The following is a 7,092-nucleotide window of genomic DNA, read 5'->3' as shown; positions in this document are numbered from 1 at the left end:
GGCCAGCCACGTTGCGAGATAGGGGGCGGTGCCACCAAAGATCGCGACGGTGAAGGAGTAGGGCACGCCGATGCCCGATGCGCGGACCTCCGTGGGAAACAGCTCGGCGAAGTAGGCAGGCATGATCCCGACGAAGGCTCCGAGAAAGAACAGCGCGATCGACATCAGGACGAAGAGCCGGACCGGCGAATCATCGACAGCGGCGAGCAAGGGGAACGACAGCACCATGAACGCGATCGAGTAGGTGATGAAGATCGGTCTGCGCCCGTACCGGTCGGAGAGCTTGCCCCACAGCGGCATCGTGGCCATGAAGACCAGGTTGGCCGCGACGGTCGCCCACAGCGCACCGCCTGCGGACGCCCCTCGGATGCTGATCGCGAACCCCGAAATGCCGATCGCCCAGGTGTAGACGACGACCGTGCTCGCGAGGCTGAACCCGACCATCCTCGCCAGATTGGCCTTGTTGCGGCTCAGACCGCGCACCAACTCCCTCGCGGTCGTCGGTGGCGTCGGGGCGTCTGCGGCAGCCGAGTCCGTTTCGGCCAGAAAGGCTTCGGTCTCAGGCAGGGTGCTACGCAGATAGAGCCCAACCACACCGAGAAGCCCGCCGAACAAGAACGGCAAGCGCCATGCCCAGTCCCGCAGCGCATCCGCGCCGAGGATGCTGCTGGCGCCCGCGCCGACGAGGGACGCTAGCACGATGCCTGCGGTGACCGAGACGTAGAGGCTGGTCGACCACAGTCCTCGCCGAGCGGCAGGGGCGATCTCGGCGATGTAGGTGTAGGAGGCCGCGATCTCCCCACCGTGGGCCAGCCCCTGAGCCAGACGTGCGACGACCAAGGTGACGGCCGCCCAGATTCCGACCTGAGCGTCGACCGGAGCGACTCCGATCAGCAGGCTGCCCGCGGCCATCATCAACATGGACGTCGTCATCGAGAAGCGCCGACCACGGCGGTCCGCCAGCCAGCCGAACAGAAACCCGCCCACGGGTCGCATCAGGAAGCCCACGGCGAAGACGGCAAGCGTGGACAGCAGCGCTCCAGTGCCCCCATCGTCGACGAAGAACTGGGCGGCGAAGAACGGTGCGAAGATGGCGTAGACGCTCCAGTCGTACCATTCCAACGCGTTGCCGATGCCCGCGCCGAGCAGCGTCCGAAACCGTTGGCGTGGCGGTGCGTCGTCGTTGGCGGGCGCGTCGGTCCGGTGGTGGTTGGGTAGTGACATCGGTCCCCCTTCGGGCAGGTTGAATCAACACCGCGGCGCTGATCGCCCGGTGCACGTATGAAGGTGTGTCAGGTAGTCGGCGGGTTTCGGAGTTTCGCCGCGCGTTGCACTGCGCGGACCATGTTGACGTATCCGGTACATCGGCATAGGTTGCCGCTCAAGGTGTCTCGGATCTGTTCGGCGGATGGATCCGAGTTTCTGTCGAGCAGATCGGTGGTCGACAGCAGCATCCCTGGCAGGCAGAACCCGCACTGGAACCCGTACTCCTCCATGAAGGCTCGTTGGACCGGGCTGGGGTCGTCGCCATCGGCCAGGGACGCGATCGTCTGCACCCGGGCACCGTCGACCCGCCCGGCGAGCATCAGGCACGTCTTCACGCACTGTCCGCCTACGACGGCCGTGCAGGTACCGCAGTCGCCGTTGCGGCAGCCGGCGCGGACCCCGGTCAGGCCCAGTTGCTCACGGAGAACGTCGAGTACGGTCATGTCGGCGTCCACGGTCAATCGCACCGCGCGCCCGTCGACGTGCAAGGCGATGGTGACGGAGTCGGAGCTCGCGACATTCTCACTCATGGTCCGCGCCCTGCAGTGCGACGCGGACGGCGCGCACCGCGATCTCGGGGGCCACCCGTCGCCGGTAGGGCCAGTCCGCCCTCAGGTCCGTCCAGCGTTGCTGCTCGGGCAGGCGGTCCAGGTGATCCGCGACCGCGTGGCGCACTCCGTCGAGCACTCCGTCGACCATGGTCTGCGACAGCGGGATTCGCTGTGGTACGTCGGCAACACCCCCGAGTACGACATGCCCGGGGACGATCGCCGCGGCGGTGACGACGGGCCAGGAGGACTCCGCGCCCTTCAGCTTGACGTATCCCGACGGCGAGGTGGGCAGTGGTATCCGTATCGCGGTGACGAACTCACCGGCGGCCAGATCCGTCTGCTCCGCGCCGCGGAGGAACATCGACGCGCCGGTCATGCGCGTTCCCGCGGTCGAGTGGATGAGCACGGCGGCGTCGAGCGCCACCAGCGCGGCTGGGATGTCGGATTGCGGCCGTGCCGCGCACAACGCTCCGACGATGGAGCCTTGATTTCGGATTTGGATGCCTCCCGTGATGCCGCCACAGAGGCTGTGCAGCAGGGGAAGTCGCCGACGGATGCCTGCGTGTTCCAGCAGTTGCTGATAGCAGACCAGTGCGCCGATGCGGACGGCATCGGGCGCGAACTCGATCTCGTCGAGCCCTGCCCTGCCGAGGTCGACGACGTCGGAGGCGACGACGTCGCCGCGGACGAGTGCCGGGACGGTCAACGTGCCCCCGCCGATCAGCAGGGGGTCGCCACCTTCGGCGACGATGCGGGCCAGGCTGTCGGCGACGTCGCGCTCGTTGCGGGGGAAGGCCGCACGGAAGGTGCTCACGAGGTGCCGCACGTCTCGGGTATCAACGCCAGCACCGCCGGCGGGGGCAGTGGAACACTGGCCACGGTACGTGTGGTGCTTGCCATCCGGTGGAGGGCGTCGTCGACGGCGTTGGCGACCGCGGCCATCGCTCCGCCGACGCCTGCCTCGCCGGCCCCCTTGGCCCCGAGCAGTGTGTAGGGGGCGGCTGTTTCGTAGTGTCCGATCACGAAGTCGGGCAGATCGTTCGCCCGCGGTGCGAGGTATTCCTTGAACGTGCGCGTCGTGGAGACCCCGTCGGCGTCGAACCTGCTGTCCTCGAACAGAGCGAGGCCCACCCCCATGGCGATCGCGCCCTGCAACTGGCCCTCGACGAGCACGGGTTCCAACACCCGCCCGCAATCGTGGACCGCGGTGAGGCTGCACAGCTTGACGACGCCGGTCTGCGAGTCGACGTCGACCTCGGCCACGTATGCGCCGCTGGAGAAGTAGGGATAGCTGTAGCGGAACGCGGGATCATCCGGCGGAGTGGGGCGGTAGCTGCGCGTGCAGGACAACCGCTCCTCGGCAGTTGTCCCGATGGCCGTTGCGCATACCTCTCTCCAGGGCACCTGGACCCGGCCATCGGCGCGGGCGACGTCGTCGGCGAGCGTCACGTCGTCCGGCGGGACGCCCATCATGTCGGCGGCTACCTTGCGCAACTCGGCAGCGAGATGCTGGGCCGCCAGCACTACCGCCGACCCACCGATCGCGGCCCCGCGGCTGCTGGCGTTGCCAGTACCGGGAGGGCACAGGTCGGTGTCTCCCTGTATCACCGTCACGTTTCCCCGGGTAGTCCCTAGCGCTTCCGCGGCCAAGCCGGCCAGAGCTGCGTCGTTCCCTCCACCGGGGTTGGTGACTCCGCTGAGCACCGTGACCCGACCATCCCGATCGATGCACACGGTCGCGGCTTCCGCGGCCGCGACGGTGGGGGTGACCCCAGGAGCCAGCCGACCCGATGCATGCCCGCCGCCCTCCGGTGTGATCTCGAAGGCGAGGCCGACTCCGCGCCGTAGCGGCCCGTCGGTCTCTTCGGCCACGGCGCGTGCGCCAGGGTATCCGGCAAGGGCCAGCGTTTCCTCGAGCACCGCATGGAAGTCACCGCTGTCTATGCGGTACCCGGACGGCATCCGGTGCGGAAACAATCTACGGTGCAACAGATTACGACGTCGGACGTCTGCAGGGTCGAGTTGCAGGCGCCGCGCGACGAGATCCATGACACGTTCCATCACGAAGATGGGCGCCTCCTTGCCGAACCCCCGGCAGGAATGCCAGGGCGGCAGGTGAGTGGCCACCACGCGTGACCGGACGTCCACGTGGGCGACGTCGTAGGCGGTGGGCAGGGCTGCCGCGCTGACATAGGCCTGACGCCACCCCGGGGAGACCGAGCGAGCACCCACCGGAACCACCATGTCGTCGACGAACGCGCTCACGCGACCGTCGTCGTCGAAGCCGACGCGCACGCGGTGTGTCTGTTCACGGCCGCCGCCCAGGAAGCACTCCGCCCGTGTCTCGATCCACTTGACCGGCCGCCCACACAGAATGCTCAGCAGGCAGACGAGCGGTTCTTCGACCTGGCCGGTCATCTTCAACCCGAAGGATCCCCCGACGTGGGGAACGACGACGCGGATCGCCTCGACGGGAAGGGCGAGCACCTCTGCGAGTTCGGTGCGCAGCTGAAACGGTTGCTGATGCGATGCGTGGACGGTCAGTCTCCCCGACGCGCGATCCCAGGACGCCAGATAGCCGCGTGGTTCCAGCGGCGCCGTGCTGCTGCGCCCCACGCTGAATTCGGCATCGAGCACGTGTCGTGCTCGTTGTAGGGCCTGCTCGGGCGCGCCGCTGCGGAAGTGGTTCTCGGTTACCACGTGAGCACGATCCTCGACCGAGAGGTGACGGCTGTCCAGAAATCTGCGTGCATCCAGAACGGCCGGAAGGTCCTCGTACTCGACCGCAACCGCCGCGGCAGCAGCACGCGCCGCCCGCGGAGAGTCCGCCGCCACCACGGCGATCGGTTCACCGACGTGGCGCACCTCATCCAAGGGCAGGGCCTGCAGTGCGACGCACTGGGCACCGAGCAGTTCAGGCTCCCCGAACTGATACGGCAAGGTGCCGAGGTGCTGCGCCGCCTCCCGGCCGTCGAGGACACGGACGACACCACTGCAGGCCTGCGCTGGCGTCGCATCGATGCGGACGAGGCGAGCGTGGGCACGGGTACTACGCACCACCGCCATGTGCAACAAGCCTTCCGGCCGAAGGTCATCGACGAATTGTGCCGTGCCCATGCTGAATTGCAGGGCGTTCCGCTTGGGCCACGTACTAGTGGCCGCAGTCGAGGGGTACATCGCTCTCCTCGTTGAGATTGAAGTATCGACGATGTGGGGAGACGGGGCGCGCTCGGTCAGCGCACCGTCATCCCTTCATCCGGGCGATGCCCTCCAGAGCAAGGCCATACCCGAGCAAACCATGCATGCGCTGGCGAAGGTCTTCGGTGAGCAGCGAGCGAGTGTAGCGACGCACCAGGCGTGGCTGCAGCATCAAGGTTGCGGCCAATTCCCTTGCTCGGCTGAGCAAGTCGGAGCGGGGCAGCACTTCGTTGACGAGACCAATGTCCAGCGCCTCTGCCGCCGATATTTTCTGTCCGGTCAGGAGGAAGTAGCTTGCCCTGGTCGGTCCCATCAGCAGCGGCATCACGATGTGCATGCCGTCACCGGGCACCATCCCGCCGGGAAAGTGTGCGGTGTCCTGAAAGAACGTGTCCTCGGAGGCCAACACGATGTCAGACACCAGAGGGATCTCGGCGTGGCGCACGGCAGGACCGTTGATCGCGGCGATCACCGGAGCTTCGATCGACAGCAGATTGGGCAGCAGGTGCTTGCCCTCCCACTGGATCGGATCGTAGGTCTCCGGTGTCATGATCTTCCGATTTGGGTGCTTGCCCGGCTCGATCGCCGGCCCGCTGAAGGCCTCACCCGTGCCGGTCATGATGACGACGTCGTTCTCGCGGTCCCGTCCAATTTCAAGGAACGCATCCTCGAATTCGTTGTGTGCCAACAGACTCCACTGCAATGGCCCGCCGTCGGAGTGAAAGTGCAGTTCCAGGACGCCGTCGGTGCGCTGCATCCGAATGGTCTTGTACCGGTCCTTGTACGAATCGAAACTGGTGAGCTCTCGATCGAGGTGCGTCATGGCCGCGACGTGGTCCGCCGCGGTGTCGGCATTGGTCATCAGTGTGCTCCATTCGGTTCGTCGAAGATGGCCACGGCGCGGGTCCAGCCGGCTGATGCGGCGTGAACCTTGACGGGGAAACACGCGACCGTGAAGCCATGCGCGGGCAGTTCGTCGAGGTGACGCAGTTTCTCGATCTGGCAGTATCCGGTTCGGCGGCCGGCTTTGTGGCCCTCCCAGATGATGGAGGCGTCGCGGTCTCGGGCGTAGCGTTCGGCGACGTAGGCAAACGGCGCATCCCAACTCCATGCGTCGGTCCCCACTACCCGTACTCCCCGGTCACACAGCCACAATGTGGCATCGCGGCCCATGCCGCACCCGCTCTGCGCGTATTCGGACGTGCCGAACTTCTCCCCCGCCGACGTGTTGACCACCACGATGTCCAACGGCTGCAGCCGATGGCCGATGCGGTCGAGCTCTCGCTCGACGTCGGCGCTCGTCGCGACGTAGCCGTCCTGGAGATGACGGAAGTCCAGCTTTACGGCGGGCCGCAGGAACCAGTCCAGCGGCATCTCGTCGATCGTCAGCGGTCGGCTGCCATCCTCCATCATCGACGAGTAGTGCCAGGGCGCGTCGACGTGTGTGCCGTTGTGCGTGGACAGGTGGACCCTTTCCAGCGCGAACGCCTCGGCGTTCGGCAGCTCTTCGGGCTGCAACCCGTCATATCGACGCTGCAGCATTGCCACCGTGTCCTGATGGCTGGTGTACTCGATCGAGTATTCGTATCCCGGAGGGTCGGACGGGACGTCGTTCTGCAATGACATCGAGATGTCGACGAATCGGGTCATCGATGACCTCCACTTCACGTTCGTGTGTGGCGAACTCGTAGGCGTTTTCCCACTGTGTCGCAAGTTACCAACGGCTCGAAATCGACGTCAAACGTTTGATATCAAGGAGCCGGGGCCCGGACGGCAACGGGCACTGACGTGACGTCTCGCCACTCCCCCGGGTCGCCACTCCTGAAATACGCAGTGCAACAACGGATGCGATTCTTAGGGCATGAGCCGCCTCAGTGCCGCACGGCCTGCGCCGTCGATTCCCGGCGCACGATGCGTGGTTCGTCGGGGACCACGACGCGCCGTGGTCGGCTGCCCCCGATCAGAGCCAGCGCAAGGTCGACCGCCTCGGCCCCGAGCCTCTCGGCAGGCAGCCACACGGTCGTCAACGGCGGCGCGAGGAAGTTGGCGAGATCGTCGTCGTGCAACGCCACGACTG

7 protein-coding genes are annotated in these 7,092 nt (G+C 66.6%); all 7 read right to left on the bottom strand.

Going from position 1 to position 7,092, the window contains the following annotated elements; genetic code table 11:
- Positions 1–1,224, bottom strand: a 1,224-nt coding sequence (locus ABW137_RS36615; protein ID WP_526408007.1) for an MFS transporter, incomplete at its 3' end; no start/stop codon positions are given.
- Between the two features lie 68 nt (positions 1,225–1,292).
- Positions 1,293–1,796: a (2Fe-2S)-binding protein gene (locus ABW137_RS36610; protein ID WP_526408005.1), complete on the bottom strand. Its 504-nt coding sequence runs from the start codon at positions 1,794–1,796 to the stop codon at positions 1,293–1,295.
- Positions 1,789–2,631 carry an FAD binding domain-containing protein gene (locus tag ABW137_RS36605; protein WP_526408003.1) on the bottom strand — a complete coding sequence of 281 codons (843 nt, stop codon included), beginning with the start codon at positions 2,629–2,631 and terminating at the stop codon, positions 1,789–1,791. Before ABW137_RS36605 ends, ABW137_RS36610 begins: the two co-directional genes overlap by 8 nt.
- Positions 2,628–4,994 (bottom strand): xanthine dehydrogenase family protein molybdopterin-binding subunit, encoded by a 2,367-nt coding sequence (locus tag ABW137_RS36600; protein ID WP_526408001.1) that lies wholly within the window; start codon positions 4,992–4,994, stop codon positions 2,628–2,630. Before ABW137_RS36600 ends, ABW137_RS36605 begins: the two co-directional genes overlap by 4 nt.
- Positions 4,995–5,061: 67 nt before the next feature.
- A complete protein-coding gene (locus ABW137_RS36595) occupies positions 5,062–5,877 on the bottom strand; it encodes an enoyl-CoA hydratase/isomerase family protein (protein WP_526407999.1) in 816 nt (271 codons plus the stop codon).
- Positions 5,877–6,665 (bottom strand): cyclase family protein, encoded by a 789-nt coding sequence (locus tag ABW137_RS36590; protein ID WP_526407997.1) that lies wholly within the window; start codon positions 6,663–6,665, stop codon positions 5,877–5,879. Before ABW137_RS36590 ends, ABW137_RS36595 begins: the two co-directional genes overlap by 1 nt.
- A 221-nt stretch (positions 6,666–6,886) precedes the next feature.
- A partial coding sequence (locus tag ABW137_RS36585; RefSeq protein ID WP_526407995.1) for a substrate-binding domain-containing protein occupies positions 6,887–7,092 on the bottom strand: 206 nt, incomplete at its 5' end.

It is taken from the genome of Mycobacterium sp. (assembly GCF_040509115.1).
In the GTDB taxonomy this organism is placed as follows: Bacteria; Actinomycetota; Actinomycetes; order Mycobacteriales; family Mycobacteriaceae; genus Mycobacterium.
This window is presented reverse-complemented; position numbering and strand designations above follow the sequence as displayed.

Excerpts from the sequence above, each read along its gene's own strand:
- ABW137_RS36595 (WP_526407999.1), bottom strand. The coding sequence starts at position 5,877 with ATGACCAATGCCGACACCGCGGCGGACCACGTCGCGGCCATGACGCAC.
- ABW137_RS36590 (WP_526407997.1), bottom strand. The coding sequence starts at position 6,665 with ATGACCCGATTCGTCGACATCTCGATGTCATTGCAGAACGACGTCCCG.
- ABW137_RS36600 (WP_526408001.1), bottom strand. The coding sequence starts at position 4,994 with ATGTACCCCTCGACTGCGGCCACTAGTACGTGGCCCAAGCGGAACGCC.
- ABW137_RS36610 (WP_526408005.1), bottom strand. The coding sequence starts at position 1,796 with ATGAGTGAGAATGTCGCGAGCTCCGACTCCGTCACCATCGCCTTGCAC.